Below are 23,912 nucleotides of genomic sequence, written 5' to 3'. Positions count from 1 at the left end.
TCAGACCGGACTATCGAGTGGTGAAGGCCGATCTGTCTTGTGGTGCTCGATACTTTCTTGAGGGTTATATTACCGTCAACTAGTGACGGTGCGTTATTCAGGGTGAGTGTGTCGGGAAACTGTTGCCAAACTGTTACGATTTTCGGCGTGCACGTTCAAAAAGATGCCCGAAAAGATCACGACGGCCCCTAGCAGCGTCCAGTGATCCAGCGGCTCGTGGTACAGAATCATTCCGATCACGGCAATTGTGGGCAGGCGGACAAAATCGAACGGTACAACCACAGTCGCAGGCGCAATAGCCAGAGCGTTGGTGATGCAATAATGCGCCAGTAGTCCTGCCAACCCAATCAATACCAGGAAGGGGATCGTGTTCGCGGTTGGCAGAGCGATCTGCCCATCGATCCCTGCGGCCATCAATCCCAGGACAGCCTGCATGACGGTCAGCCAGAACATGATGCATCCAATGCTGGCAAAACGGGTCAGGGTTTTGGTGGAAATCGTTGTAAATGCGAAGAATACCGCAGACATGGCAGCAGCCAAAATACCAGCGCTCAGAGGCACGGCACCAGGGCGGGTAATAAGCAGGACACCGGCAAAACCAATCAAGGCAGACAGCGCGCGTACAGGTGTTAGCCGTTCCTTCAGCAGCAGCGGAGACAGCAGGATCACCCAGATGGGTTGCGTGAACTCAAGCGCAAAAACCTGTGCCAGAGGAATGACGGTTACCGCGTAGAACCACAAATTCTGACCAATAAAATGCGTCAGGTTTCGGACGCCGTGCAGCCCCAGTCTGTATGTCGAGACCTGATCCCATTTGCGCGACAGTGTCAGAATCACCGCTACAACGAGGATGCCGACGAGGCTGCGGTAAAACATGATTTCGAATGTATCGTGGGCCACGCTCAATTCGCGGCCGGCAACCGCCATCGATGAGAAAGAGGCAATTGCCCCCGTCATCCAAAGCGCGGCTTTGCCGATCTGCGGTCTGCTGCTGTCCATTTACCTGCCTGCGGGAATCGCGAAATTCTAATTTAAAACCTATGGGTTTCTTGCAGGACTTAAACAAAAAAGCCGGGTCAAAGCCCGGCTTTTTGTCATTCCCACTCAATCGTTCCCGGAGGTTTCGAGGTGATGTCATATGTGCATCGGTTGATGCCCTTGACCTCGTTGATGATCCGCGTGGCGGTCTCACCGAGGAATTCGTGGCTGAACGGATAGTAGTCGGCGGTCATGCCATCGACCGAGGTTACAGCCCGCAGCGCACATGCATAATCATATGTGCGTCCGTCACCCATCACACCGACGGTGCGTACCGGAAGGATGGCAACAAAAGCCTGCCAGATATCATCATACAGACCGTGTTTGCGAATCTGGTCGATATAGATGGCGTCGGCCTCGCGCAGGATTTCCAGTTTTTCACGGGTGATCTCGCCTGGGCAGCGAATCGCCAGACCCGGCCCGGGGAAGGGGTGGCGCCCGATGAAGCTCTGCGGCAAGCCAAGTTCGCGGCCCAGTGCGCGAACCTCGTCTTTGAACAGCTCTCGCAGGGGTTCGACCAGTTTCAGGCCCATCTTTTCAGGCAGGCCTCCGACATTGTGGTGCGATTTGATTGTGACCGAGGGGCCGCCCGAGAACGAAACCGATTCGATCACGTCGGGATAGAGCGTGCCCTGGGCCAGGAATTCGGCCCCTTCGATCGTATCAGCGTGTTTCTGGAACACGTCGATGAACAGCTTTCCGATGATCTTGCGTTTGGTTTCCGGGTCGGATTGGCCGTCCAGCTCTCCCAAAAACAGGTCGCTTTCATCTGCGTGTATCAGCTGAATGTTGTAGTTGTCGCGGAACATACCGACGACTTCTTCGGCCTCGTTCTTGCGCAACAGGCCGTGATCGACAAACACGCAAGTCAGCTGATCACCAATCGCTTCATGGATCAGGATCGCCGCGACCGAGCTGTCGACGCCGCCGGACAGGCCGCAGATGACTTTTTTGTCGCCGACTTGCTCGCGAATCTTTTCGATCATCTGTTCGCGATAGGCACCCATGGTCCAATCGCCGTTGAAGCCAGCCAGCTTTACGAAGTTTTCGTACAGTTTCGCGCCTTTGGGCGTGTGGTGCACCTCGGGGTGGAACTGAACCGCATAGAAGTGACGGTTGGTATCAGCCGTGATCGCATAGGGCGCGTTGGGTGAGGTGCCGAAGACCTCGAACCCGGGGGCGATGTCGCTGACGTGGTCTCCGTGGCTCATCCAGACTTGTTCGTCGCCATCCGCGAACCAGCCGTTCAGAATATCCAGTTGGCTTTTCGGAGTGACAAAGGCGCGACCGAACTCGGCAGTGCCGTGGCCGCTTTCGACCTTGCCGCCAAGCTGATGCATCATGACTTGCTGTCCATAGCAGATGCCAAGGATCGGCACGCCATAGTCAAAAATCTCTTGCGGGGCGCGGGGGGACCCCTCGCGCGTCACGCTGTCCGGCCCACCGGAAAAGATCACGGCCTTGGGCGCCATTTCGCGTACAAAGTCCATCGTGACGTTTTGATAGGGGTGGATTTCACAATAGACATTCAACTCGCGCAGGCGGCGTGCGATCAGCTGCGTCACCTGGCTGCCGAAGTCGATGATCAGAAGGCGGTCATGGGATGTCTGGCTCATGACTGGCTCTTAGGTCGCGCGGCGGTTATGTGCAAGCGTTATGAAGGCGATTTCAGTCAGATGCGGAAGGAGATGGGATCAATGGCCGTCATTCGTTTCACGGATGCAACGCAGGATGACGTCGAGGCGGTCACAGACTGCATCAGGGCGGCTTATGCCAAAGCGCGCAGTTCTATTGATGATCTGCCTGATGTGACGAGTGGTTTGGCGCAAGATATTGCGGAACGTCGCGTGGTCCTGGCCCGCAGTGATGATGGGTTGGCTGGTGTGATTGTGTTTGCGCAACAGGGTGCTGTGATGAAGGTTATCAATCTGGCCGTGTCACCGTCGGCCCAAGGGCAAGGTGTCGCTGGAAAACTGCTGTCACGCGCCGAAGCCGAAGCGCGCGAGGCTGGCTGCACCCATATGGAATTGCGCACCCATCGTCTGATGCAAGATACGAGGGCGATTTACGCACATCTCGGCTGGATCGAAACTGAAGTGGCCGGGTATTCGGTTGCGATGCGTAAAAACCTTTGAGGTTTGTCAGCCCGTCAATTTAGATTTCTCACAACCATCTTGCGAAATGCGACGTACCCAAATTCTGTCGCGTAAAGGAGTTTTCGCTCAGCTAGCGGTTAGACGGATTTTGCGATATCGGTTCCATGCTTCTATCATTAGCGTCAGGAATTAGGGGTTCAAACGACATCGAATAGGCGATCATGTCGCTTTTACCCCTATAGCGCCGTAATCCACGTCTGGTGTGATCTGCGGTTCCGGTAACACGATTTGCAACGTGAACATGACTAACGGGATTATCTCATGGCAGAGGCAAACACCCGACGCAGAGCCAGAGGCGGTGGTGGTGCCGCCCGCAGGGCCGAGCGCACCGCAGTTCGAATCGAAACTGCAAAATATATCGAACGGAATATTCCGAATTTCGAGGTCCTCAACGCAGAAGCGTTGGAGATCATTGAAACCAATGCGGAAACCATTCTGGCTGAGGTCGGCGTTAACTTCGTCGACAATCCGGGCGCGCTGCAGCGCTGGAAAGATGCCGGAGCGGATGTCGATGGTGAACGTGTTCGCATCCCGCGCGGTCTGGCGCGCGAGCTGATCAAAACTGCCCCCAGCGAGTTCACACAACACGCGCGCAACCCCGAAAAATCGGTTGTCATCGGGGGGCGCAATCTGGTGCTGGCGCCGGTCTACGGCCCTCCATTCGTGCGCGACGCGCAAGGTGGCCGTCGCTATGCGACCATGGACGATTTCAACAAGTTCGTGAAACTGGCCTACATGTCCAAGTGGTTGCACCACTCGGGCGGGACTGTGTGCGAACCGACCGACGTGCCGGTGAACAAGCGTCACCTGGACATGCTGATGGCGCACATGACCCTGTCGGACAAGCCATTCATGGGCTCGGTCACCGACCCCAGCCGGGCGCAGGATTCGGTAGAGATGTGCGAGATCCTGTTCGGAAAAGAGTTCGTGCAGGAAAACACAGTGATGACCTCGCTGACCAACATCAACTCGCCGATGACCTTCGACGACGTGATGATGGGGTCGCTTGAAGTTTACGCGGCTAACAATCAGGCCTGCATTATCTCTCCCTTTATCGTGGGTGGCGCGATGGCACCGGTTTCGGTGGCAGGGACGCTGACGCAGGTTCTGGCCGAAGTTCTGGCCGGTGTCGCGTATAGCCAGATCATCCGTCCGGGTGCCCCGGCGATCTTTGGGGCCTTCGTGTCGTCGATTGATATGAACTCGGGCGCGCCGACCTTTGGTACGCCTGAGGCGTCGATGGTCACCTATGGTGCGGGTCAGCTGGCGCGTCGCCTAAACCTGCCGTTCCGCTCGGCCGGGTCGTTCTGTGGCTCGAAACTGCCCGACGCGCAGGCTGCTTACGAAACAGCAAACTCGCTAAACATGGGCCTGATGTCAGGCGTGAACTTCATGCTGCATTCCTGCGGTTGGCTTGAAGGCGGTCTGGTTGCGGATTTCGAGAAGTTCGTCATGGATGCGGATCAACTTGGCGTGCTGCACGGCTTGGCCAAAGGCGTGGCTTACGACGAGAACGCGCAGGCGATGGATGCGATCCGCGAGGTTGGTCCGGGCGGCCACTATCTGGGTTGTGCGCATACGCAGGCGAACTTCAAGGACGCGTTCTGGAAGTCGGAAATGCTGGACTACAAACCGTTCGAAACCTGGGAAGATGAAGGCGGGCGTGACACGCGTCAACTGGCCTCTGCCCGAGTCGAGCATCTGCTGGCCAACTACCAGCAACCGCAACTCGACCCGGCAATCAATGCTGCTCTGAACGAGTACGTTGACAAGAAAAAAGCATCCATGCCGGATGCCTTTACCTGATCACTGATATTGCGCGGCGCGGCTGGCCTGAAACAGCTGCGCCTCGCCCAACAACGCGATCAGCAGGTCCAAATGACGGACCAGCGAATAGGCTGCGTCCTCTTCTACGCGCTGCGCGTTAACCTCTCGCTCCATTTCCATCAGACGCATCAGTGCCGCGCCCGTGCCAGGCAGTGATCCATAGCCAAGGATGCGCTGCAGGTGCCGATCCCGGTCATAGTCCTGCGCCCCGTGTTTCGCGGCTCGTGCCAACAGGCGAGGGCGGCGGAGGGTGGTAATCATGGTCATCAGGTCCTGCATTCCGGGGTTCCCTTGTGTGAGTGAACGTCCCTGAATGTGTGACACAACCTAAGCGGGTGTTGCCTTGATTGGGTTCGCGCCGAACTCTGACTTCATGAGTGTTTATGTTTTTGAATCAAATCTGGTCCTTGTCGCTGCGGGTTAACGAACGAGTAACGAAAGCAACTCTAGTTAGAATTGGTTAACAAATTCATCGGGGGCGATTGAAAACAGATTGTTGTGTCGACGAGGGCAAGTAACTATGGAAAACAACATGGCATTCACCATTCCGGCTTGGGTACCTGAGGGGGCACAACGATACCTTGCCCACACAGAGACCGGACAGTCGATCCGCGATATTGCGCGATCCGCAGGGTGCCATGCTTCGACCATACTCAGACAAATCAGGCGCATCGAAATGCGACGGGACGATCCCTTGGTGGATGCCGCGCTGCAATCTCTGGCGGAAACGCATTTCTCAGATTCAGCCGATGGCACGGGCCCGATCCAATTCGGGGCCTTGGCTGTGACCGAAGAGGAAACCGCCGCCGCCAAGGACGAAGAATTTAACCGCGAGGCACTGCGAATATTGCGCCGTTTGTGTGAAACGGGGTCAGTGCTTGCGGTGGCTGAGGAAATGGACAAGGCCGTGGTGGTCCGCGACACCGGAGACAGCGGCGCCACACGAACAGCCGTTGTGGATTGCAAGATTGCGCAGGCGCTGGCACTGAAAGACTGGATTTCCTGCAACAATCCCGGACGGATTTCGCGGTATCGGATTTCTTCGTCGGGCCGCTCGGCACTGAGCCGCCTTATTGCCGAGGCCGAGAACAAAGCGCGTGAGCGTAGTGAATTTGGAATGGCAGATGCACAAGCGCCGTTCCAAGCGCAAATGGCGCCCTGTCATAGCGCGACTGCAAAACCCGACCGGCCTCGGCGGATTCGCTATAGTGCAGCGGAAAGCCCCCTGATCGCATTGGCACGTCGGCGAGATCGGGACGGAAAGCCTTTTCTTGATGAAACACTTGTGGCGGCGGGCGAACGCCTGCGTGAGGATTTCGAACTGGCGCAGATTGGCCCTCAGATCGCACAGAATTGGGACCATTTTCTGACTACAGGGGGGCGCGGTGGTTTCAACAGTGAAGCCCATGCTGGGCACGGGGCGTCGGACGCACGGGATCGGGTTGAACATGCTTTGTCGGATCTGGGTCCGGGTCTCAGCGATGTTGCTTTGCGCTGCTGTTGCTACCTCGAAGGGCTAGAGCTTGCGGAAAAGCGGATGGGCTGGTCGGCGCGCTCGGGCAAGATCGTGTTGCGGATCGCGTTGCAGCGGCTCAAGCGACATTATGAGGGGCAGTCCGAGCGCAATCGCATGATCGGTTAACGGTGCGATATGTTTTGGTTGCACTTGGGTGGATGGGTGATAATCAAAGGTTATGAATTTTACCCTTAGACAGCTGAAATACTTCAGTGCAGTCGCAGAACAGCGCAATTTCGGTCGGGCCGCCCAGGTGTGCCACGTGTCTCAGCCCGCCTTGTCCGTGCAGATCAAGGCGTTAGAGGACAGTTTGGGCGGTCCGCTTTTCGAACGTCAGGCGCGTGACATTCTGCTGACCCCGCTAGGGCGCGACGTGCTGGATCATGCGCGTCAGGTTCTTGGAGCGGCGGACAGGTTAGATCAGTTTGCCAAGGATCGCTCTGGGGGGCACAGGTCGTTGGCGATCGGGATCATCCCAACGATCGCGCCGTATTTACTGCCGGGTGTGCTGGCTGGGTTGCGATCGTCCGATGTGTCGTTGCGCGTGCAGGTGCGCGAAGCCAGAACTGAGCGTTTGCTGACTATGCTGCGCGCCGGGGAAATCGACGCCGGCGTCATGGCTTTGCCCGCCGGTGGGAGTGAGTTGTTCGAACTGCCTCTGTTTCAGGATCGCTTCCTGTTGGCTGGCAGCTCAGCGCGCTTGAAGGGCATGGTCCCCAACCCCGAAGCATTACGGCCGCTGGACCTGCAGACCGCGCAACTGATGTTGCTTGATGACGGTCACTGTCTGACCGATCAGGCGCTTGAGGTCTGCGGTCGGGATCGAAGCAGCGGCCTGATCAATATGGGTGCGTCATCGCTTGCGACGTTGTCACGATTGGTGGCTGAGGGGTTTGGTCTGACTCTCATGCCCGAACTGGCCGCGCGCGCGGAATCTGACGCCGTTCCCGGATTGAAACTGCTGCGCTTTGGCACGCCGCAACCGGCGCGGACGGTTGGTCTGGTCCGGCGTGCATCGACTGTGGGCGAGGATTGGTTCGACGGTCTGGCTCAGGTCATCCGCCAAGTCGGAGAGGACATCGTCACCGCAACACGCGCCTGAAATGAAAAGACCCGCCATGGGCGGGCCTTTGCTTTGATTTAGCGCGAAGCTTAGACCAGTGTGGGCTCTTTGGCTTCGTTCAGGTGCTTTTTAAGGTTGTCCGGGGACGACACGCCATAGGGGTCTTCGGGGCAGTTATCCATCAGGCCGGGCTCTTCGAACCATGCCTCAACCACACCGTCATTGATGATGGCGGCATAGCGCCACGAGCGCATGCCGAAACCCAGATTGTCCTTGTCGACCAGCATGCCCATCTTGCGAGTGAACTCTCCAGATCCGTCTGGAATGACCTTGACGTTTTCCAGACCTTGGTCCTGTGCCCATTTGTTCATGACAAAGCTGTCATTCACTGACATGCAATAGATGTCGTCGATGCCTTTTTCCTTGAATTCGGCATAGCCGTTTTCAAAACCGGGCAGTTGGTAGGTCGAACAGGTGGGGGTGAATGCACCGGGCAACGAGAACAGGATCACCCGTTTACCGGCAAAGTAATCTGCAGTGGTCTTGTCTTCCCAACGGAACGGGTTGGGGCCTTCGACAGCCTCGTCACGGACGCGGGTGTGAAAGGTTACGTCAGGCAGTTTAGTACCGGATTTCATGCTCAATTTCCTGTGATTCATCTGTGAACTGCCGAGGATTTAAAACAGTTCTAAATTGGCTTCAACGTGATTGTTGCTGCGAACGCGAATTCTTGTGAAGTCCTCAAAGCGTGCTGTTTTCAATGAAACTTTGTCGGGATTTGCTGGGTGCTCTTCTGCAATTGCATAGTGCGCTGTTATGGCAGCTATGCACGGGTGGCGTAGCTAACCGCTGCAGTTTATATTATGTCGAAGCAAAATGACCCAAAGTCAGGAAAGCAAACCGTGCGTGATCTGAAGATCCCCGAACAACGTCATCCCGAAAAGGCGCATCGTCAGGACAATGCGCAACCGAAAAAGCCGAAGTGGATTCGCGTAAAGGCACCCGGTGGTAAGGGCTATGCCGAAACTCACAAAATCATGCGCGAGAACAATCTGGTTACGGTCTGCGAAGAGGCCGGGTGTCCGAATGTGGGCGAATGCTGGAGCCAGGGCCACGCTACCATGATGATCATGGGTGAGATCTGTACCCGCGGCTGTACATTCTGCAACATTGCCACCGGCCGCCCAGATGATCTGGACGCGTTTGAGCCCGGACGCGTGGCACACGCCGTGCAGAAATTGGGGCTGAACCATGTCGTTATTACATCCGTAGACCGCGATGACCTGACCGACGGTGGGGCGGAACATTTCGCGCAGACCATTCGCGCCGTACGGCACCGTTCGCCCAAGACAACGATCGAAATTCTGACGCCTGATTTTCTGAAATGTGACCCCTCGGTTCTGGAAGTTGTGGTCGAAGCCAAGCCGGACGTGTTCAACCACAACCTTGAAACCGTACCGGGGCTGTATCCCGAAGTACGCCCCGGTGCGCGCTATTTCCATTCGCTGCGCCTGTTGCAGCGGGTCAAGGAACTGGACCCGTCGATTTTCACCAAATCGGGCATCATGGTTGGTCTGGGCGAAGACGAACAGCAGGTCCGGCAAGTCATGGATGACATGCGCGCCGCTGACATCGATTTCCTGACCATCGGCCAATACCTGCAGCCCACGCCGAAACACCATGGCGTCGACCGCTTTGTCACGCCGGAAGAGTTCGCATCTTATGAGAAAGCAGCCTTTGGCAAGGGCTTCCTGATGGTGTCGGCAACGCCTCTGACCCGGTCGTCCTACCACGCGGGCGACGATTTTGCCCGCCTGCGCGATGCACGCCAGAAGAAGCTGGAGCAAGGGTGACACCTGACACACGCGCGCAGCTTACCCGCCTGCGTCACGAACTGCACCAATCCCCGGAACTTTCGGGCCAGGAAGAGCTGACGGCCGCTCGGATCGCGGACGAATTGCGTGCCCGTGGCGCAGATCAGGTTTTGACGGGAATCGGTGGGCACGGCGTAGCGGGTGTGTTCGACAGCGGGCAGGCCGGGCCGACAGTTGCCATTCGATGCGAGCTTGATGGTTTGCCCATTCAAGAACTGTCCGGCGCAGCCTATGCCTCGCGCACTCCAGGCAAAGGACATCTGTGTGGGCATGACGGGCATATGGTGATGGTTCTGGGTGTCGCAGACCATCTGAACCAGTATCGTCCTCAGCTAGGCCGGGTGGTTTTGGTCTTCCAACCCGCTGAAGAAACCGGGCAGGGGGCCATTGCCTACCGGGCCGACCCCAAGTTTTCCGAGATCGCGCCGGATTATGTGTTTTCCCTGCACAATCTGCCAGGGCTGACGTTGGGGGACGTACAGCTGTGTGAGGGTCCGGCAAACTGTGCGTCGCGCGGGATGAAGGTTGTTTTGAAGGGTAAGACCTCGCACGCGGCGGCGCCGCAGGATGGGATCTCACCCGTCAGTGCACTGGCAGCGTTGATGCCGCAAATGGCACGGCTGGGAAGTGGTGGTTCGCTGGACGCCGATTTCGCGCTGACGACCGTGACGCATGTCAATCTTGGTGAACCGACCTTTGGCGTGGCGCCGGGCCGGGCCGAGCTGTGGGTGACATTGCGCACCGTCGCTGATCCGCGGATGCAAAGCCTGATCGAAGAGGCCGAGGCGCTCGTTGCGCAAGCGGCGTTGGATCAAGGGCTTAGATACGAGATCACCTATGAAGACGTCTTCGAAGCCTGCGTGAACGCGTCTGACGCCGTCGATATCCTAAGCCGATCTTGCTCTGAAGCGGATGTACCTTGTGAAGTGACGGCTTACCCGCAGAAGTTCTCTGAAGATTTTGGGCAGTTCGGCAAAGACGCCAAAGCTGCTATGTTCTGGCTGGGCTCAGGAGTGGGCCACCCACAACTGCACAACCCAGACTACGATTTCCCGGATGCGCTGATCCCGGTTGGTACCGGGATTTTCGTAGCCGCCATACAACAGGTACTGGGCCCGATCAATCCTCTGTGAAGCGAACCTTGCCGATGAACGGCAGGTTACGATTGCGCTGCGCGTAGTCGATTCCATAACCCACAACAAATTCATCCGGAATCTCGAACCCGATCCAGTCGGATCGGAAATCGACCTCGCGCCGGCTGGGTTTGTCTAGCAGAGCGATAGATCTCAGTCGCGCGGGTTTACGGCTTTGCAGCAAATGGGTGACGTGGTTCAGCGTGTGACCTGTATCGACGATATCCTCGACGACCAGAACGTCGCGCCCTTCGATAGCGCCACGCAAGTCCTTAAGAATGCGAACTTCTCGACTACTTTCCATTGAATCGCCATAGGATGACGCTTCAAGGAAATCCACCTCGATCGGCAGGTCCAGCTCGCGCACTAGGTCGGCAATAAAGACGAAACTGCCGCGCAACAGGCCGACCACGACCAGCTTGTCGGTGTCTTTGTATTCAGTGCTGATTTCGCGACACAACTCCTCGATCCGGGCGGCGATGGCCTTCGCCGAGATCATCTCATCTATCACATATGCACGGTCGCTCATCGCTGCCCCCTTGATCTTTGGCGCGCAACATACGAAATCACGCGCCATTGTCACCTGTTAATACTGGACGCCATGCCTACTCATTCGGAAACCCGCCACCTGCCGTATACGGCGCAGCAGATGTACGACCTGATCGCGGACGTGGCGAAGTATCCCGAATTTCTACCCTGGTGTGCCGCGGCCCGTATTCGCCGGACCTATGCCGCGGGTGAGGCGCAGGTGATGGAGGCGGACCTGATCATCTCGTTCAAAGTTTTCCGTGAAAGGTTTGGCAGCCGGGTGACGCTGTTTCCTGATCAGATGAAGATCGACACGGAATATCTGGACGGCCCGTTCAAATACATGAAATCCGATTGGCAGTTCGCAGACGCGCCTCAGGGGGGCTGCAACGTGTCCTTCCATGTGGATTTTGAATTCAAGAACGCCATCCTGCAAGGTATCATCGGTGTTGTGTTCAACGAGGCCATGCACCGGATCGTGCAGGCGTTCGAAACCCGTGCTGCGGATTTGTACGGCTAGGTCTTTACCCGCATACGGCGCACGCTAGACTGCGCCCATGAGCGATTTTTCCACATCACTTGCAGGGTTTGCTGCCGGACCCGTCGAGACGACAATGCAAACGCGAGTCGTCACGTCTTTGTCTGTATTAGACTGGATTGCTGTAGGTCGGGCCGGGGTTTATGAGCGTGTCTCTAAAACGGTGCGTGACCTTGTGTTAGGCGAAGAGGGCGCCGCGCAGGCGCATCTTTTTGGCGGTAGGGCGGCGCCGTTGCGTGGGGCGGCATTGGTCAATGGCACCGTGTCGCATGCATTGGATTACGATGACACGCACTTTGCCCATATCGGTCACCCTTCTGTTGCGATTCTGCCCGCCGCGCTGGCGCTGAGTGAATGGGATGACCGCATCCTGGTGGATTTCCTCGAAGCCGGGCTGGTGGGGATGGAGGTTTCGATCCGCGTCGGGCTGTGGCTTGGACGGGATCACTATCAGGCGGGGTTTCACCAAACCGCTACGGCAGGCGCGTTCGGTGCGGCCGTTGCGGCAGGGCGTATCCTTGGCTTCGACACGGATCAGATGCAAAAAACGCTTGGGTTGACGGCCACCCGCGCGGCTGGCCTCAAGATGCAATTCGGAACAATGGGCAAACCCTATAATGCAGGGCTTGCGGCCTCGGCCGGGGTCGAGGCAGCGTTGCTGATCGCTAAAGGCTTCACGCCGAACATGAACGCTTTGGAAGGTCAGTATGGGTTTGGTGCGACCCATAGCGGCCAGGCGGATGCGCAAACCGCCTTAGATGGGTTGGGCGATGAATGGCTGTTCGAAACAGTCAGCCATAAGTTCCACGCCTGTTGCCACGGCCTACACGCCGCGCTTGAGGCCGCGCGTGATCTGGATATTGCAGAACCCGAAGTGGCCGAGATCAAGATCAAGACCCATCCGCGTTGGATGAGTGTCTGCAACCAATTGTCTCCGACCACCGGGCTGGGGGCCAAGTTTTCCTATCGTACTGTGATCGCCATGCAGGCGCTTGGCTATGATACGGCCTTGCCGAGTAGCTATTCGGATAAGGTCTGTACCGACCCGCGACTGATTTCCCTGCGCGACCGAATCTCGGTTGAAGCTGACGAGTCGCTGACGGAAACGCAGGCGCATCTGACCCTGCTGCGCCGCGACGGGGCACGGCTTGAAGCGACGCATGATCTGATGGCACCGATGACCCTGTCTGATCGCGAAGACCGCGTGCGCGGCAAGGCAGGCAAGCTGATCGGTGGCGAAGAGGCGGACGCGATCTGGTCGATGCTGCGCACCGGCGGTCGCGCCCGCGATTTGGCACGGATGCTGGCGGGTTAAACCACGCGCCAGTGCAAAGCGAAGCCCGGTTCAAACACCGTCACGGGGCCGTCCTCGGTCTCGATTTTGTTCGGGTATTCCACGGGGGGGCCCTTGGTCAGGGTAATGGTGCCTTCGTTCACCGGTAGGCGGTAGAACGCAGGCCCGTTGAGCGAGACGAAGCCTTCCAGCTTGTCCAGCGCACCTTGGGATTCGAACATCTCGGCCACCAGCGACATTGTGTTTGTCGCGGTGAAACAGCCGGCACAACCGCAGGCCATTTCCTTGTTGGCATCCGTATGCGGCGCGCTGTCGGTGCCCAGGAAATACCGCGCATCGCCCGAGGTCGCAGCGGCCAGCAGCGCCAGTCGGTGTTCCTCTCGCTTGGCGACAGGCAAGCAGTAGTAGTGCGGTTTGATCCCACCGACCAGAATGTGGTTGCGGTTGATGATCAGGTGGTGTGCCGTGATGGTCGCGCCCAGATCAGCGTCGTTCGATTTCACATAATCCACACCGTCTTTGGTCGTGATGTGTTCCATCACCACGCGCAGTCCGGGTGTCGCCTTGCGGATCGGATCCAGAATACGGTCGATGAACACGGCCTCACGGTCGAAGATGTCGACCTCGGGGTCGGTGACCTCGCCATGGACGCACAAGGGCAGTCCGATCTCGGCCATCTTTTCCAACACCGAGCGGACATTGTCGAAATCCTGCACGCCCGAGGCTGAGTTGGTCGTGGCGCCCGCCGGATACAGTTTGACCGCTTTGACCAACCCGCTGGCATGCGCGGCGGCGACGTCGTCGGCATCGGTGTCTTCGGTCAGATACAGCGTCATCAGCGGCTCAAAGCTCATGCCATCGGGCAGGGCAGCCAGGATACGGTCGCGATAAGCGGCGGCCTGATCGCCGCGCACTACCGGCGGCACCAAGTTCGGCATGATGATGGCACGGGCAAAATGTCGCGCGGTTTCGGGCAAGACGGCCTGCAGCATAGCGCCGTCGCGCAAGTGCAGATGCCAGTCGTCGGGGCGGCGGATCGTGATGCTATCGGTCATGGCGCACCGGCTAGCACAGAGCCCGCCGCCGGAAAAGACCTTGTCAACGACTCAGATCACCGTATGTCTGGAAAGACTATGGCCTTGACGCTTGAACACAGCCATGACCAGTTGAGGCGAAGGAGAAGATTGACATGACACAGCCGGATTCCATCGACGCCGTTCAGAAAATGCTGGGCGCGCAGGGCTATGTCTGCGGGCGGGCCTTGGCTACGGTTGTGTTTCTGTCGCTAAAATTGGGCCGGCCGTTGTTTCTGGAAGGTGAGGCCGGGGTCGGAAAAACCGAAATCGCAAAGGCAATGGCCGCTGGGCTGAACCGACGCCTGATCCGGTTGCAGTGTTACGAGGGGTTGGATGCGTCCTCGGCCGTATATGAATGGAATTTCCCGGCACAGATGGTGGCGATCCGCACGGCCGAGGCGGCGGGCGGGGCAGATCGCGGGACCTTGCAGTCTGAGTTGTTCTCGGATGAGTACCTTGTCGAGCGCCCATTGCTGCAGGCCATGCGCCCGGACGAAAATGGTGCGCCGGTCCTGCTGATTGATGAGCTGGACCGAACCGACGAACCCTTTGAGGCCTTTTTGCTTGAAGCGCTCAGCGATTTTCAGGTCACCATTCCCGAACTGGGTACTGTCAAAGCGCCCGAGCCACCGATCGTGATCGTGACCTCAAACCGCACGCGCGAAGTGCATGACGCGCTGAAACGGCGTTGCTTATATCACTGGGTCGACTATCCCGATTTCGACCGTGAGATCGAAATCCTTCACACCAGAGCCCCCGAAGCGGCCGAGGCGCTCAGCCGTGAGGTCGTTGCTTTTGTCCAACGTCTGCGCACCGAGGATCTGTTCAAGAAACCCGGCGTGGCCGAGACGGTAGACTGGGCCAAATGCTTGCTGGCGCTGGACGTGATCAACCTAAGCCCCGAAGTGATCGGCGACACGCTGGGCGCGATCCTGAAATACCAAGACGACATTCAAAAGCTGCAGGGGTCCGAGGCTAAGCGGATTTTGGATCAGGCGAAAGCTGATCTGGAATTGGCCTGATGGCCGAACAACTGCCGCTTGATATCCCCGACGATCCAAAGCTGGCGCAAAACATCACTCATTTTGCGCGAGCCTTACGCAAGGCCGGTTTGCCCATCGGGACAGGTCGGGTGGTTGATGCCATACGTGCCGTTCAGGCAGCAGGATTTACAGAGAAACAGGATTTCTACTGGACCTTGCACGCTTGTTTCGTGAACCGCCCCGAACATCGCACGGTGTTTGCGCAGGTCTTTCGCCTGTATTGGCGCGACCCGCGGTATCTTGAACATATGATGTCCTTGATGTTGCCCGCGATCCGTGGCGTGCAAGAGGAACGCAAGGCCGACGCCGCCGAAAAGCGTGCGGCTGAGGCGTTGTTGGACGGGTTTGAACGTGACCCGCCAGACGTTGATGAGGATGAGGGCGAAACTGAGTTGGAGATCGACGCCTCAAAAACCGCGTCGACCGAGGAACGGCTGCGCAGCCTGGATTTCGAACAGATGAGTACTGCCGAGATCGCGCAGGCCAAACGCATGCTGGCGCGATTGGCTTTGCCCGTAAAGCCGATCGAATCTCGCCGAGGGCAAGCCAGCCATCTGGGGCACCGGATTGACCGTGCGCGGACCTTACGAGCGGCCATGCGTCAAGGCGGAGAACTGCGTGATATCGCCCGCCTGAAGCCCAAGCCGCGTTGGCCCAACCTTGTGGTGCTGTGTGATATTTCGGGATCGATGAGCCAATACAGCCGGCTTATCTTGCACTTCCTGCACTCTGTTTCGAACACCCAGGGGGCGGGATGGGCCAAGGTGCATGCCTTTACCTTTGGCACACGCTTGACCAACATCACCCGTCATTTGCAACAACGCGATGTGGATGCAGCACTTGCTGCGGCTGGTGCCGAAGCGCAAGACTGGGAGGGCGGAACCCGGATCGGAGAATGCCTGCACGCGTTCAACCGCGATTGGTCGCGCAGGGTTATGGGGCAGGGGGCGGTGGTTTTGCTGATCTCGGACGGGCTGGATCGCGGCGACCCCGACGCGTTGGGTCGAGAGGTGGAACGGCTACATCTGTCGTCTCGCCGCCTGATCTGGCTTAATCCGCTGTTGCGTTGGGATGGGTTCATGCCCAAGGCGCAGGGCGTGGTGGCCATGCTGCCGCATGTGGACAGTTTCCGCGCCGGTCATTCAATTGCGTCACTGGAAGACCTAGCCGCCGCATTCTCAAAGCCTGATGATATGGGTGAGAAAGCGCGGCTGATGACCGCGCTTTCCGGCTGACCCTTAGCCCAGCTGTTCTTCGTTGCACTTACGCGCCATTTCCATGGCCTTGTAGGTGCCGGTCAAATCAACGGTGAAGGCGAATTCCTTTTCCGGGAACACGATCATGACCTTTTGTTTTGCGATATCCTCAGCGAATTGGGGATCATCTGACAGAACATAGCCGCCAGAATAGCCCTTGGTAATGTTACCCTTCATGCCGGTGGCTTCGCCGACATAAACGTTGTCGCCCAGCAGAATCGCCACGGCTTCTTTTTCGCCACGCTTGATGTCGGTCTTGGCTTTGGTGAATACGCCCACATAGCCTACGCCACGATCTTCGGTCAGCCCCATCTGCACCACGTTTTCAGCGCTATCTACGGCCTCGATCAGGCAGGATTTCTTTTCCTGGTCGATGAAGACCTTCCACCCTTCAACTTCGCCATAACGCAGGAATGTGTCCGCGCTTACGGCGGTTGAAGCCAACAGGGCGATTGCTGTTCCGAGTGTAAAAATGCGTTTCAAGTCTCTGTCTCCCTTGCGAAAATAAAATATGCGCATACTAGAATGCACTAGTCGCGCGTGTAAGCTAGAATCAGGCTCCGTGACAATCAATCCCTTGCGGTTATGGCGGGTATCCGGGCTAAATTGCGCCGAAGGTTCCGAACTTTGAACTCACGCACAGAGTTGATGACCGGGTTTCCTTTTCATATGGCGAAACCTGCCTATGTTGGGTCAGAACGCTGGCGGAGAGTGTTAATGGACAGATTCGACAACAGCCCGGAAACGGCCTTGCGCTGGTTCAGTGAAGGGCAGCCCACAGCCCTGGCCACAGTGGTGGAGACCTGGGGCAGTGCCCCGCGCCGTGTTGGTGCGCAACTGGTCATAGGTGCGGATGGACGGATCGAAGGCTCGGTCTCGGGCGGTTGTGTCGAAGGCGCCGTTGTGGTCGAGGCGCTGGAGGCGATCGACGAAGGCGAAGCGCGCCTGTTGGAATTCGGCGTCAGCGACGAGGACGCCTTTGCCGTGGGTCTGGCCTGTGGTGGTACTATCCGGGTTCTGGTCGAGCCGGTGGGCAGCGTGCTGCCCGAACCTATGCTGCGTGAGCTGGTTAAGGCGCGTGCCGGGCGTGACCCCGTGGCATACGAAGTGAACATCGAAACCGGTCATCGAGCCCTGCGCCGCAACGCTTATGCAGACCGGTTGCGTATGGACCGTTCGGGGTTTGAGGAAGATGGCCAAACATTCGTCGCGGTCCATAATCCCCCGCTGCGGCTTATCATTGTTGGCGCAGTACATATCGCGCAGGCGTTAGTGCCGATGGCGCGGATCGCCGGGTATGACCCGGCTATCATCGATCCTCGCGACGCCTTTGCCTCGGACGCACGATTTCCGGGTGAGAAGATTTTGACCGATTGGCCGGATGAGGCGGTGGCCAAACTGGGCTTGGACGCGCGCACGGCGGTGGTGCTGTTGACCCATGACCCAAAGCTGGACGATCCAGCCTTGGAATCAGCTTTGCAGGCGGGCGTGTTCTATATCGGTGCCCTGGGATCGACCCGAACTCATGCCAAGCGGGTGGCACGGATGAAAGAGGCCGGCTTTACCGACGCACAGATCGCCCGCATTCATGGCCCCATCGGGTTGGATATCGGGGCTGCGGGGCCTTCGGAAATCGCCGTGGCCATTTTGGCGCAAATGACAGCCGTGCTGCGAGGCAAAGCGTGAAGTTCGGCCCCGTTCCCGTCGATCAAGCTGCCGGAGCCATCCTTGCGCATTCCGTTCAGATCCAGAACGCCAAGCTGCGCAAAGGGATCGTTCTGACGCCCGAGCATCAGGAACAACTGGCCGCCGCTGGGTATGAGGCCGTCACGGTCGCCCGGCTGGAGCCCGGAGATTGTCATGAGGACAAGGCCGCTGGGATGCTGGCCGATGCCCTGGCGCCCGATCCGAAAGCTGCCGCGCTAAGGGTGACCCAACCGTTCACCGGGCGCGTGAATCTGTTAGCGGACGGGCCGGGTGTTGTGGTTTTAAAAGTCGAAGCGCTTGAGGCGTTCAATCAGGTCAACCCAATGATCACAGTTGCCACCGTGCCGCAACATCAGCAGATGGGCGCCGGAGGTATGGTCGCGACGATCAAAGTCATATCCTATGCCGTTCCAAAAGCGGATGTTCTTGAAGCCTCACAAGTGGCAAAGGGTGCCATCCGCCTTGCCACACCAGTTTACAAAAAAGCCGGGCTGGTGGTGACCGACATTCCCGGCGGGCCTTCGAATGAAAAAGGCATTGCCGCAATCCGGGGCCGGGTCGAGGCACTGGGGATGGAGATGACCGATGTCCGCATCGTCCCGCACCAGACGGATGCGATTGCGCAAGCTGTCTCTGAGATACAAGGCCAGGTAGCGATGATCCTAACCGGGTCGGCCACCTCGGATGTGGCTGATGTCGCCCCTCAGGCGGTGCGGGCTGCAGGTGGGCAAGTGGATCGGTTCGGCATGCCGGTCGATCCGGGCAATCTGCTATTTCTTGGCTCGCTAGGATCGCGACCGGTGATCGGGTTGCCGGGATGCGCGCGGTCACCAGCGTTGAACGGGGCCGATTGGGTGCTGTCCCGTGTCGCCTGCGGGATCAACACGACCGGAACAGACATTGCCGCAATGGGCGTGGGTGGGTTGCTTAAAGAGATTCCGACGCGGCCGCAACCGCGGGCATCGCGGCGATAATTTGCCTTTCTGAGTCAACGTAATACTTATGAAGGCTAACCAAATGACCTCCTGGGCAAATCGCTAAATATTTTTGTTCTCAAACAAAAATTCCCGTGTTTAACTCGGGCCAGGGAGTTTCATTTTGGGAGGAGCGAATGACACAGGTCTCAATGACCGTGAACGGAAAATCCGTGAGCGGTGATGTCGAGGGCCGGACATTACTGTCCAGTTTTCTGCGCGATCATCTGTCACTGACCGGAACGCATGTAGGATGCGACACTGCACAATGCGGCGCGTGTGTGGTCCATGTGAATGGCGAGGCGGTCAAATCCTGCAACATGCTGGCGCTAGAAGCTGACGGCGCAGATGTCGGCACGATTGAAGGGCAGGCCAACGACGATGGTTCGCTCAACACCATCCAACAGGCCTTTCAGGATCATCACGGGTTGCAATGCGGTTTCTGTACGCCGGGCATGGTGATGAGTACGGCGGCGTTGCTTAAAGACAATCCGCGCCCGACCGAAGCTGAAATCCGTAAGTATCTGGAAGGCAACCTGTGCCGCTGCACCGGATACCACAACATCGTTAAGGCGATTATGGCCGCGTCAGGCCAGGACGTCAGCAGCATCGCTGCCGAATGATGCCGCTGCGGGCGTAAACGAGACGCCCGTGGGATGACAAAGGGTGCATAAGCATCCGTTATTGGGAGGAGAACAAGCAATGCCCAAAGACAGTGGCATCGGAGCCAGTTCCAAGCGCCGCGAAGACGTGCGCTTTCTGACCGGAGACGGCAATTATACCGACGATATTAACGTGGCCGGCCAGGCCTATGTACATTTTCTGCGTTCCGACATCGCGCATGGACGGATTAAAAGCGTCGACACCTCGGCCGCCGAGGGTATGCCCGGCGTGGTCAAGGTATTCACCGGTAAAGATTTCGAAGGTGTGGGGGGGATGCCCTGCGGCTGGGAAGTCACCGACAAGCATGGCGCGCCTATGCAAGAGCCGCCGCACCCCATTCTGGCGCAAGGCAAGGTACGCCATGTGGGCGACCCGATTGCGGCGGTTGTCGCTGACAGTCTTGAACAGGCACGTGATGCCGCCGAGGCGATTGACGTCGACATCGAGGAATTGCCTGCCGTCATGGATATGAAAGCCGCCGCGCAGGATGGCGCGACGCTGGTTCATGACGATCTGAAGAACAACATCTGCTATGACTGGCAGTTGGGTGAGGCAGATGATGCCAAGGTAAACGAGGTTTTCGCCAATGCGGCGCATGTGACCACGTTGGATCTTGTGAACAACCGTCTGGTGGCGAACCCGATGGAGCCGCGCGTGGCCGTAGCCGAATACAAGCGCAGCACGGATGAATACACGCTGTACACAACGTCACAAAACCCGCATGTGATCCGATTGCTGATGTGTGCATTTGTTCTGGGCTTGCCCGAACATAAGGTGCGCGTTGTGGCCCCGGATGTCGGCGGCGGCTTTGGTACCAAAATTTTCCACTATGCCGAAGAGGCGTTCTGCACCTTCGCCGCCAAGGCCTGCAACCGTGCGGTCAAATGGTCGTCCAGCCGGTCCGAGGCTTTTATGTCGGACGCCCATGGCCGCGATCACGTCAGCACCATCGAGCTGGCGCTTGATGCAGATAACAACTTTGTCGGTCTGCGCACCAACACCTTTGCCAATCTGGGCGCTTATCTGTCGACGTTCTCAAGCTCGGTTCCAACATGGCTGCACGGCACGCTGATGGCGGGCAATTACAAGACGCCGGTTATTCAGGTGAACGTGAAGGCGATGTTCACCAATACGGTGCCGGTGGATGCGTACCGAGGAGCAGGGCGGCCCGAGGCGACATTCCAACTGGAGCGTGTCGTGGACAAGGCCGCGCGCGAGTTGGGCGTCGATCCGATTGCCCTGCGCCGTCAGAACTTTGTCACCCAGTTCCCTTATGACACGCCGGTGGCGCTGACCTATGACACCGGGGACTATAACGGGACGATGGACAAGCTTGAATCCGCAGCTGATCTGGCAGGGTTTGCTGCGCGACGAGCAGAAAGTGAGGCGAAGGGCAAGCTGCGAGGTTTGGGCATCAACTGCTATATTGAAGCCTGCGGTATCGCGCCTTCGAACATCGTTGGCATGCTTGGCGCTCGTGCGGGTCTTTATGATGCGGCGACGGTGCGGGTGAACGCCACCGGCTCGATCAGCGTAATGGTAGGAGCGCACAGCCATGGGCAAGGGCATGAAACCGCCTTTCCGCAGGTTGTGGCTGACATGATCGGCATTGACGAGTCGATGGTTGAGATCGTGCATGGCGATACCTCCAAGATTCCATTCGGCATGGGCACTTATGGTTCTCGTTCGTTGGCGGTTTGCGGCTCGGCCATGGTCAAGGCGACCGAGAAGGTGATCGATAAAGCCAAGCGGATCGCGGCGCACCTGCTTGAGGCGTCCGAGGCCGATATCGAGCTGAAGGACGGTCAGTTTAGTGTCGCAGGAACTGATAAATCGGTTGCTTGGGGAGATGTGACCCTCACGGCTTATGTTCCGCACAATTACCCGTTGGAGGTCGAACCGGGATTGGAGGAAACCGCGTTCTATGATCCGGCCAACTTTACCTTCCCCGCAGGGGCCTATGCCTGTGAGGTTGAGGTAGACCCGGAAACTGGACAGGTCAGCATCGAAAAGTTCACTGCCGCGGACGATTTCGGCAACATCGTCAACCCGATGATTGTGGATGGCCAGGTGCACGGTGGTATCGGTCAGGGCATTGGCCAAGCGCTGTTAGAGAACTGCGCATATGACGAGAACGGCCAGCTGCTGAGCGCCTCCTACATGGATTACGCCATGCCGCGTGCCGATGATGTTCCGTTCTATGCGGTCGACCACTCCAGCCAAACGCCCTGCACGCACAACCCGCTGGGTGTCAAAGGCTGTGGTGAGGCTGGCGCGATCGGTTCGCCGCCCGCAGTGGTGAACGCGGTGCTGGATGCGCTGAACTCGGGTGGCAAGGCGGTGGATCACATCGACATGCCAATGAGCCCATCGCGCGTTTGGGCGGCGATGAACAGCTGAGTGGTTTGGGGTGCGAGGGGCCACCCCTCGCGCTCTCCGAAATAATTACAGCCAGATGAAGGGCGGTTCCGCGCCTTTCGGAAAGGAAGACGAAATGTACAATTTCGAGTTTGAGAAACCCTCGACCATTGCGGATGCGGTTGCTGCTCTGGCGGTTGAGGATGCCCAAGCCCTAGGAGGCGGGCAAACACTGATTCCGACGCTAAAACAACGGCTGGCGGCACCTTCCGCTCTGGTCTCGCTGAGCGGGATAGCCGAGATGAAGGGTGTATGTGTTGACGACGACGGCTCGGTGTCGATTGGGGGAGCGACAACACATGCAACCGTCGCGGCAGAGGCGGCGGGCAGCTATCCTGCACTGGCGGCGTTGGCTGGTCAGATTGGTGACCCCGCGGTGCGCAATCGCGGCACCATTGGCGGTTCGGTTGCCAATAACGATCCAGCAGCTTGCTATCCGGCGGGCGTTTTGGGGTCGGGCGCGACAATTATCACCAATACGCGCCAGATTGCGGCGGATGATTTCTTTGAAGGGATGTTCTCGACCGCACTGGATGAAGGTGAGATCATCACCACAGTCCGGTTCCCGGTGCCACAGGCGGCGAGCTACCAGAAGTTCCTGCAGCCTGCGTCGCGGTTTGCACTGGTAGGTGTCTACCTTGCACGTTTTGCGGATGGGGTGCGCGTTGCTGTGACCGGCGCCAGTGAAGACGGTGTCTTCCGTTGGTCCGAAGCGGAGGAAGCTTTGAACAAAGAGTTCAGGGCCGATGCTCTGATGGATCTACGTATCAATCCGGCAAACATGATCGGTGATCTGCATGGTAGCAAAGAATACCGCGCGCATCTTGTTGGTGTCATGACAAAACGGGCCGTCGAAGCCTGTATGTGAATGGTAGAAAACCCTTGAAGCCCCGGCCGCAAGTCGGGGCTTTTTACGTACGGCGTAGTCTTGGAGGTTTTGAGGGCTGCCAATACGCGCCGGTGTCTTCGCGGGCTTTTTGATAGGCTTCCAGCCGTCGGTGGGCCGCGTCACCTCCGACGTCAAACAGGTGACCCAGCAGGCATTCCAGAACGGCCATTGCGCCTGTGAAACAGGAAAACGGGTGCAAGGCGCGGGTGCTGACGGTGAAGGCAACATCAGGCTCGACACCTGGTGCAATCACGTCGCTGTCCGAGATTAGGATCAGGCGCAGCCCCTGTTGCTTTGCAATTCGCATCGATTGGATTGTATCTGCCGAGTAGGGATGAACAGTGATGGCGATCAGGCAATCCTGTTGGTCCGCATCCAATAGGTCGTCAGTTGCGGATCCCACATGGCGCGGCACCAGTTGAATGCCCGGATGCGCCATGCGTCCTGTATAGGAAAAATAATATGCCAGCGCATAGCTGGCACGCGTGGCCGTCACGAAACACCGGCGAGACCTGGTCATGTACTGGATGGCCTCGCGCACTTTATCGGGTTTCATGAGGCGCAGCGACCGTGTGACGACGTTCTGTTCGTTCTGTGCCAGTTTGGCTTGGTAGGAGCCAAAGGTATCCTCGGACTGCAGGGCGCTCAACCAATCTTGTCCCAAATCGCTTTCCCTGTCGGTGACCAGAGCATCGCGGAATGGGGTGCGGAAGGCCTCGAAACCATCGAAACCCATGCGTTGCGCCAATCGAACCAGAACATTCGAGCTGACGCCGATCCGGGTGGCTGTGGTACGAATCGGATCAAGACCGAAGTCTCCGGGGTAGTCGATGATGTATTTGGCAGCAGCTTGCAGGGCAGCTGGCATCTGTTCAATCTCTTGACGCAGATGGTCGATAATCTGGGTTGGTGTGCTGTT

Annotated in this window: 23 protein-coding genes; 15 read left to right on the top strand and 8 right to left on the bottom strand. The window is 58.0% G+C overall.

What is annotated here, in order from left to right; genetic code table 11:
* Window positions 1-93: 93 nt before the first annotated feature.
* The gene (locus ACR0AJ_RS01450; RefSeq protein ID WP_170348525.1) at window positions 94-999 is read right to left on the bottom strand and encodes a DMT family transporter; all 906 of its coding nucleotides are present in this window, start codon (window positions 997-999) and stop codon (window positions 94-96) included.
* Between the two features lie 95 nt (window positions 1,000-1,094).
* Window positions 1,095-2,654 (bottom strand): glutamine-hydrolyzing GMP synthase, encoded by a 1,560-nt coding sequence (gene guaA / locus ACR0AJ_RS01445; protein ID WP_480646504.1) that lies wholly within the window; start codon window positions 2,652-2,654, stop codon window positions 1,095-1,097.
* Window positions 2,655-2,735: 81 nt separating this feature from the next.
* Between guaA and ACR0AJ_RS01440 the strand changes: the two genes are divergently transcribed.
* Entirely contained in the window at window positions 2,736-3,173 is a 438-nt protein-coding gene (locus ACR0AJ_RS01440) for a GNAT family N-acetyltransferase (protein ID WP_480739894.1), read from the top strand.
* A 282-nt stretch (window positions 3,174-3,455) separates the two neighbouring features.
* Window positions 3,456-5,000 (top strand): trimethylamine methyltransferase family protein, encoded by a 1,545-nt coding sequence (locus tag ACR0AJ_RS01435; RefSeq protein WP_480646508.1) that lies wholly within the window; start codon window positions 3,456-3,458, stop codon window positions 4,998-5,000.
* Here the strand turns inward: ACR0AJ_RS01435 and ACR0AJ_RS01430 are convergent, their stop codons facing one another.
* A complete protein-coding gene (locus tag ACR0AJ_RS01430) occupies window positions 5,001-5,300 on the bottom strand; it encodes a DUF6477 family protein (protein WP_170375086.1) in 300 nt (99 codons plus the stop codon).
* A gap of 241 nt (window positions 5,301-5,541) precedes the next feature.
* Here ACR0AJ_RS01430 and ACR0AJ_RS01425 point away from each other — a divergent pair, with 241 nt between their 5' ends.
* Together ACR0AJ_RS01425 and ACR0AJ_RS01420 are read left to right on the top strand one after the other, a co-directional pair.
* On the top strand, window positions 5,542-6,663 hold the full coding sequence (locus ACR0AJ_RS01425; RefSeq protein WP_480739893.1) for a DUF6456 domain-containing protein: 1,122 nt from the start codon (window positions 5,542-5,544) through the stop codon (window positions 6,661-6,663).
* Window positions 6,664-6,715: 52 nt separating this feature from the next.
* The gene (locus ACR0AJ_RS01420; protein ID WP_170358212.1) at window positions 6,716-7,639 is read left to right on the top strand and encodes a hydrogen peroxide-inducible genes activator; all 924 of its coding nucleotides are present in this window, start codon (window positions 6,716-6,718) and stop codon (window positions 7,637-7,639) included.
* 50 nt (window positions 7,640-7,689) lie between these two features.
* Here the strand turns inward: ACR0AJ_RS01420 and ACR0AJ_RS01415 are convergent, their stop codons facing one another.
* Complete coding sequence (locus ACR0AJ_RS01415; protein WP_480739890.1) at window positions 7,690-8,238, bottom strand: redoxin family protein; 549 nt, start codon at window positions 8,236-8,238, stop codon at window positions 7,690-7,692.
* 264 nt (window positions 8,239-8,502) lie between these two features.
* Here ACR0AJ_RS01415 and lipA point away from each other — a divergent pair, with 264 nt between their 5' ends.
* Entirely contained in the window at window positions 8,503-9,453 is a 951-nt protein-coding gene (gene lipA / locus ACR0AJ_RS01410) for a lipoyl synthase (protein WP_170358214.1), read from the top strand.
* A complete protein-coding gene (locus tag ACR0AJ_RS01405) occupies window positions 9,450-10,607 on the top strand; it encodes an amidohydrolase (protein WP_480739888.1) in 1,158 nt (385 codons plus the stop codon). The genes lipA and ACR0AJ_RS01405 overlap by 4 nt, the downstream gene beginning before the upstream one ends.
* Here the strand turns inward: ACR0AJ_RS01405 and hpt are convergent.
* Window positions 10,594-11,136, bottom strand: a complete 543-nt coding sequence (gene hpt, locus ACR0AJ_RS01400) for a hypoxanthine phosphoribosyltransferase (RefSeq protein ID WP_170348535.1) — start codon at window positions 11,134-11,136, stop codon at window positions 10,594-10,596. The genes ACR0AJ_RS01405 and hpt overlap by 14 nt on opposite strands.
* A gap of 72 nt (window positions 11,137-11,208) precedes the next feature.
* On the opposite strand from hpt, the gene ACR0AJ_RS01395 reads away from it, so the two are divergent.
* Together ACR0AJ_RS01395 and ACR0AJ_RS01390 are read left to right on the top strand one after the other, a co-directional pair.
* Complete coding sequence (locus ACR0AJ_RS01395; RefSeq protein ID WP_170348536.1) at window positions 11,209-11,655, top strand: type II toxin-antitoxin system RatA family toxin; 447 nt, start codon at window positions 11,209-11,211, stop codon at window positions 11,653-11,655.
* 37 nt (window positions 11,656-11,692) lie between these two features.
* Window positions 11,693-12,988, top strand: coding sequence for an MmgE/PrpD family protein (locus tag ACR0AJ_RS01390; RefSeq protein WP_480739886.1), 1,296 nt, complete (start codon window positions 11,693-11,695; stop codon window positions 12,986-12,988).
* Here the strand turns inward: ACR0AJ_RS01390 and pyrC are convergent.
* Entirely contained in the window at window positions 12,985-14,022 is a 1,038-nt protein-coding gene (gene pyrC / locus ACR0AJ_RS01385) for a dihydroorotase (RefSeq protein WP_480739884.1), read from the bottom strand. The genes ACR0AJ_RS01390 and pyrC overlap by 4 nt on opposite strands.
* A 134-nt stretch (window positions 14,023-14,156) precedes the next feature.
* Here pyrC and ACR0AJ_RS01380 point away from each other — a divergent pair, with 134 nt between their 5' ends.
* Window positions 14,157-15,065 (top strand): AAA family ATPase, encoded by a 909-nt coding sequence (locus ACR0AJ_RS01380; protein ID WP_480646522.1) that lies wholly within the window; start codon window positions 14,157-14,159, stop codon window positions 15,063-15,065.
* Complete coding sequence (locus tag ACR0AJ_RS01375) at window positions 15,065-16,321, top strand: vWA domain-containing protein (protein ID WP_480739882.1); 1,257 nt, start codon at window positions 15,065-15,067, stop codon at window positions 16,319-16,321. Before ACR0AJ_RS01380 ends, ACR0AJ_RS01375 begins: the two co-directional genes overlap by 1 nt.
* A gap of 3 nt (window positions 16,322-16,324) precedes the next feature.
* Here the strand turns inward: ACR0AJ_RS01375 and ACR0AJ_RS01370 are convergent, their stop codons facing one another.
* Window positions 16,325-16,825 (bottom strand): hypothetical protein, encoded by a 501-nt coding sequence (locus ACR0AJ_RS01370; RefSeq protein WP_170375108.1) that lies wholly within the window; start codon window positions 16,823-16,825, stop codon window positions 16,325-16,327.
* A 234-nt stretch (window positions 16,826-17,059) separates the two neighbouring features.
* On the opposite strand from ACR0AJ_RS01370, the gene ACR0AJ_RS01365 reads away from it, so the two are divergent.
* The 5 genes from ACR0AJ_RS01365 to ACR0AJ_RS01345 all read left to right on the top strand — a co-directional run bounded on the left by ACR0AJ_RS01365 (window position 17,060) and on the right by ACR0AJ_RS01345 (window position 22,972).
* On the top strand, window positions 17,060-18,028 hold the full coding sequence (locus ACR0AJ_RS01365; RefSeq protein WP_170348542.1) for an XdhC family protein: 969 nt from the start codon (window positions 17,060-17,062) through the stop codon (window positions 18,026-18,028).
* Window positions 18,025-19,023, top strand: coding sequence for a molybdopterin-binding protein (locus tag ACR0AJ_RS01360; RefSeq protein WP_170348543.1), 999 nt, complete (start codon window positions 18,025-18,027; stop codon window positions 19,021-19,023). The genes ACR0AJ_RS01365 and ACR0AJ_RS01360 overlap by 4 nt, the downstream gene beginning before the upstream one ends.
* 137 nt (window positions 19,024-19,160) lie before the next feature.
* Window positions 19,161-19,646 carry a (2Fe-2S)-binding protein gene (locus ACR0AJ_RS01355; RefSeq protein ID WP_170358232.1) on the top strand — a complete coding sequence of 162 codons (486 nt, stop codon included), beginning with the start codon at window positions 19,161-19,163 and terminating at the stop codon, window positions 19,644-19,646.
* A 79-nt stretch (window positions 19,647-19,725) separates the two neighbouring features.
* Window positions 19,726-22,086, top strand: a complete 2,361-nt coding sequence (locus ACR0AJ_RS01350; protein WP_170577528.1) for a xanthine dehydrogenase family protein molybdopterin-binding subunit — start codon at window positions 19,726-19,728, stop codon at window positions 22,084-22,086.
* A gap of 94 nt (window positions 22,087-22,180) precedes the next feature.
* Complete coding sequence (locus tag ACR0AJ_RS01345; RefSeq protein WP_170348546.1) at window positions 22,181-22,972, top strand: FAD binding domain-containing protein; 792 nt, start codon at window positions 22,181-22,183, stop codon at window positions 22,970-22,972.
* Between the two features lie 43 nt (window positions 22,973-23,015).
* On the opposite strand, the gene ACR0AJ_RS01340 is transcribed toward ACR0AJ_RS01345, so the two are convergent.
* Window positions 23,016-23,861: a MurR/RpiR family transcriptional regulator gene (locus tag ACR0AJ_RS01340; protein WP_368040128.1), complete on the bottom strand. Its 846-nt coding sequence runs from the start codon at window positions 23,859-23,861 to the stop codon at window positions 23,016-23,018.
* Between the last annotated feature and the right edge of the window lie 51 nt (window positions 23,862-23,912).

This window comes from Ruegeria sp. CJ9 (assembly GCF_056536625.1).
This window is presented reverse-complemented; position numbering and strand designations above follow the sequence as displayed.

Excerpts from the sequence above, each read along its gene's own strand:
- ACR0AJ_RS01450 (WP_170348525.1), bottom strand. The coding sequence starts at position 999 with ATGGACAGCAGCAGACCGCAGATCGGCAAAGCCGCGCTTTGGATGACG.
- guaA (WP_480646504.1), bottom strand. The coding sequence starts at position 2,654 with ATGAGCCAGACATCCCATGACCGCCTTCTGATCATCGACTTCGGCAGC.
- ACR0AJ_RS01440 (WP_480739894.1), top strand. The coding sequence starts at position 2,736 with ATGGCCGTCATTCGTTTCACGGATGCAACGCAGGATGACGTCGAGGCG.
- ACR0AJ_RS01435 (WP_480646508.1), top strand. The coding sequence starts at position 3,456 with ATGGCAGAGGCAAACACCCGACGCAGAGCCAGAGGCGGTGGTGGTGCC.
- ACR0AJ_RS01430 (WP_170375086.1), bottom strand. The coding sequence starts at position 5,300 with ATGCAGGACCTGATGACCATGATTACCACCCTCCGCCGCCCTCGCCTG.
- ACR0AJ_RS01425 (WP_480739893.1), top strand. The coding sequence starts at position 5,542 with ATGGAAAACAACATGGCATTCACCATTCCGGCTTGGGTACCTGAGGGG.
- ACR0AJ_RS01420 (WP_170358212.1), top strand. The coding sequence starts at position 6,716 with ATGAATTTTACCCTTAGACAGCTGAAATACTTCAGTGCAGTCGCAGAA.
- ACR0AJ_RS01415 (WP_480739890.1), bottom strand. The coding sequence starts at position 8,238 with ATGAAATCCGGTACTAAACTGCCTGACGTAACCTTTCACACCCGCGTC.
- hpt (WP_170348535.1), bottom strand. The coding sequence starts at position 11,136 with ATGAGCGACCGTGCATATGTGATAGATGAGATGATCTCGGCGAAGGCC.
- ACR0AJ_RS01395 (WP_170348536.1), top strand. The coding sequence starts at position 11,209 with ATGCCTACTCATTCGGAAACCCGCCACCTGCCGTATACGGCGCAGCAG.
- ACR0AJ_RS01390 (WP_480739886.1), top strand. The coding sequence starts at position 11,693 with ATGAGCGATTTTTCCACATCACTTGCAGGGTTTGCTGCCGGACCCGTC.
- pyrC (WP_480739884.1), bottom strand. The coding sequence starts at position 14,022 with ATGACCGATAGCATCACGATCCGCCGCCCCGACGACTGGCATCTGCAC.
- ACR0AJ_RS01380 (WP_480646522.1), top strand. The coding sequence starts at position 14,157 with ATGACACAGCCGGATTCCATCGACGCCGTTCAGAAAATGCTGGGCGCG.
- ACR0AJ_RS01375 (WP_480739882.1), top strand. The coding sequence starts at position 15,065 with ATGGCCGAACAACTGCCGCTTGATATCCCCGACGATCCAAAGCTGGCG.
- ACR0AJ_RS01365 (WP_170348542.1), top strand. The coding sequence starts at position 17,060 with ATGGACAGATTCGACAACAGCCCGGAAACGGCCTTGCGCTGGTTCAGT.
- ACR0AJ_RS01355 (WP_170358232.1), top strand. The coding sequence starts at position 19,161 with ATGACACAGGTCTCAATGACCGTGAACGGAAAATCCGTGAGCGGTGAT.
- ACR0AJ_RS01350 (WP_170577528.1), top strand. The coding sequence starts at position 19,726 with ATGCCCAAAGACAGTGGCATCGGAGCCAGTTCCAAGCGCCGCGAAGAC.
- ACR0AJ_RS01345 (WP_170348546.1), top strand. The coding sequence starts at position 22,181 with ATGTACAATTTCGAGTTTGAGAAACCCTCGACCATTGCGGATGCGGTT.
- ACR0AJ_RS01340 (WP_368040128.1), bottom strand. The coding sequence starts at position 23,861 with ATGCCAGCTGCCCTGCAAGCTGCTGCCAAATACATCATCGACTACCCC.